3 protein-coding genes are annotated in these 2,956 nt (G+C 65.8%); 1 reads left to right on the forward strand and 2 read right to left on the reverse strand.

Going from position 1 to position 2,956, the window contains the following annotated elements; genetic code table 11:
* Window positions 1-366: 366 nt before the first annotated feature.
* Window positions 367-1,878, forward strand: a complete 1,512-nt coding sequence (locus tag DI573_RS14555; protein WP_292815840.1) for an IS1634 family transposase — start codon at window positions 367-369, stop codon at window positions 1,876-1,878.
* Here the strand turns inward: DI573_RS14555 and DI573_RS14560 are convergent.
* Complete coding sequence (locus DI573_RS14560) at window positions 1,875-2,192, reverse strand: hypothetical protein (protein WP_292815835.1); 318 nt, start codon at window positions 2,190-2,192, stop codon at window positions 1,875-1,877. The genes DI573_RS14555 and DI573_RS14560 overlap by 4 nt on opposite strands.
* Window positions 2,193-2,253: 61 nt before the next feature.
* Window positions 2,254-2,956 (reverse strand): hypothetical protein (locus tag DI573_RS14565; RefSeq protein ID WP_292815838.1); only part of this gene is annotated, 703 nt, incomplete at its 5' end.

The raw sequence follows: 2,956 nt of genomic DNA on the forward strand, positions 1-2,956 counted from the left end.
AAGCAACTCCACACACTCAACACGCGAACGGCATAGAAACGGATGCCTCCGGCGGACGGCCGGAGCGAGACGCCATCACCAAGACGGCGCAGCGAGTATCAGGTTCGAGAAATGCTCAATTGCGTAAGTGAAAGTGCTACCTTGCGAGGCAGGGGCGGCGCGAGGAGGAGTACGCGGGTCATCGCGAGCGCGACGTTGGCGTGGGTTGGGCGCCCCCGCGAACGGAACCAATTGGTCGCCATCAGCCCTGGATCGTGTCACGTTGAGCCGATTTCGGGCTTCTAGTGCTGTTGAGCCTTGATTTTCCGGGGGTGCTGGTGCCCGTGCGGGGCACTAGCCGGAGGCTTCTAGACTGCCTCGGTGGGTCTGTACGTGCGGAAAGTCGTGACGTCGTCGAAGGCGACGGCGGTGCAGATCGTGTCCAAGACGCGTGGGGTCCGCACGATCGTGGAGCATGTCGGGTCCGCCCACGGCGAGGAGCAGCTCGCGGTGCTGCTCGCGATCGCGCAGCAGCGGATCGGGGAGCTGGCGGGGCGCGTCGCGCTGGATCTCGACGGGCTCGGAACTACGCCGCCGACGACGGCCGCGCCGACTGTGGCGGGGTCGCGGTCGCGGGTGCTGTGGGATGTGCTTGAGGCCGCATATGCGCGGCTCGGGTTCAATACGGTCGGGAGTGACACGTTCCGCAAGCTCGTCCTCGCCCGCGTCGTGGAGCCCACGTCGAAGGCAGACACGCTGCGGGTGTGGGACGAGCTCGGCGTGCCGGCTGCGCCGTCTCTGTCGACGGTGTGGCGGACGCTCGCGCGCAGTGTGGAGCAGGACTGGCGGTCCAAGATCGCGACCGCCGCGTACGCGCACGCGACCCGCGCTGGCGCGCTCACCGTCGTGCTCTACGACGTCACCACGCTCTACTTCGAAGCCGAACGCGAGGACAAGCTCCGCAAGGTGGGGATGAGCAAGGAACGGCGCGTGGACCCGCAGATCCTCGTCGGTCTGCTCGTGGATCAGGGTGGGTTCCCGCTGGAGGTGCACGAGTTCGCCGGGAACAAGGGTGAGACGCTCACCCTGCTGCCCGTGCTGAACGCGTTCCGGGAGCGCCACGCGGCGACCGAGATCGTGGTCGTCGCCGATGCGGGCATGCTGTCGGCGTCGAACCTGAACAAGCTCGAAGACGCCGGGTTCTCCTTCATCGTCGGCTCCCGCACCTCCTCCGCCCCCTACGACCTCGCCGAGCACTACGCGACTGTCGGCAACATCGTCATCGACGGGGAGACGATCGACACCACCCGGGTCATGGGCGCCGGCGTGAACGCACGGACCCGGCGGGTCGTCTGGCACTACTCGCATAAACGCAAGACTCGCGACAACATCACGTTGAACAAGCAGATCGAACGCGCCGAGCAGATCGCCGCCGGCACGAGACCGGCGAAGAAGGACCGGTTCGTCACGCTCGGGCAGCGACCAGGGGTGAACTGGGCGCGGGTCGAGAAGGCCCGGGAGTACCTCGGGCTCAAGGGCTACGTCACCAACCTCTCCACCATCACGGTATCCGCCGGGGAAGTCGTCGCGGCCTACCACGACCTGTTCCAGGTCGAAGCGTCATTCCGGATGGCGAAGACCGACCTGCGCGCACGGCCCATCTTCGCCAACACCGAGGACTCGATCCACGCTCACCTCACCATCGTGTTCGCAGCACTCGCGATCAGCCGACACCTCTACACGTCCACAGGCGTGACAGTCCGCCGCATCGTCCGCGCGCTTCGGCCACTGCGGGACGTGACGATCAGCATCGACGGGCACCAATTCACCGCGACCACTCCACCCGCCGGCGAAGCCGCCGACATCCTCGCTGCGCTACAACTCGCCGCGGGGCACTAGCGTGACACGATCCAGGTCAGCACGAGAAGAAGCCCGCACAGCACTCCAAATGCGCACACCGCTATTCCCCATAGGGAATCGGTGCCCGAGTATGTGCTAACGATCGTCTGAACGGCCGGAGCGGGCGCTTCGACGTGTGAATCGATCAGCGCGACGCCGACAGGAACCGGCGCAGCGGCCTCCTGCTCGGAGTGAGTCGACACCCACGCGCCGAGGATGAGAAAGAACGCGAGCGCCACGCTCGTAATGATCTTCGTTATCAACAGGCGTTCGGACAAGATTGACGAGGGTCGGGACGACACCGGGGCGATCATGTCCTCCTCACCCTATCAACGTTCAATGGTGCGCTAAAGGTGCTCCGGCTTAGGCGCGCATTCACGACGCGATCAGGGTCACCCATGACACACCGAAATCCTCCGACGCGAGCACTCCTCGATCATCGGCCGCGAGAAGCATTCCGAACTCGTCCAGATAGCTGAACGCCTGCGCCGTACCCGAGAGAGCGCCCCCGGAAACCCATTCCGCGGAAGGTCCGTCCTGGTAGCGAACCGTGCCAGCGAGGTCGACTCCGACGAGGCCTCCGTCGTTCCGGGCGGCGATGACATACATCACGGGCGCCTGGGGGTCGGTGACGAAGCTCTCGCCGCCGTCAGAACTCACCGCCAGCCCCGCTTCCGTTGTCGCGTTTAGCGTGCCTCCGCTGCCGGGGGACACGACAATGTCGCGGGCCTGCACGGGGGGAAGGTCGACCCACGTCTGGCCGCCGTCGTCGCTGCGGCGCAGCGCCTCGCCCTGCAGCCCGTATATGGTTTCGGATTCCTCAGACGCGGCACTCAGGTCGTGAAAATCCGCTACCCCGGCAAGCGACACGCTCCGCCAGGTGAGGGCGCCGTCGTCCGATTGAACCAAGCCCACGTTCGGACTGCCGAAACCCTCCGGTGTCGCGGGGCTCACTCCCGACGCGATGATGTTTCCGGTCACCAGCGTCGCACCGAGATCGCTATCGTTACCAAGCGTTATCGTCCCGGACGATTGGTCGACGCCGGCGATCTCGGACTGGTCGGCAGCGCTCAGCGCT

The organism is Microbacterium sp., from assembly GCF_003248605.1.
Taxonomy (GTDB): Bacteria; Actinomycetota; Actinomycetes; order Actinomycetales; family Microbacteriaceae; genus Microbacterium.

What these genes read in the sequence shown, in the direction of transcription:
- DI573_RS14560 (WP_292815835.1), bottom strand. Translation starts at nt 2,192, where the DNA reads ATGATCGCCCCGGTGTCGTCCCGACCCTCGTCAATCTTGTCCGAACGC.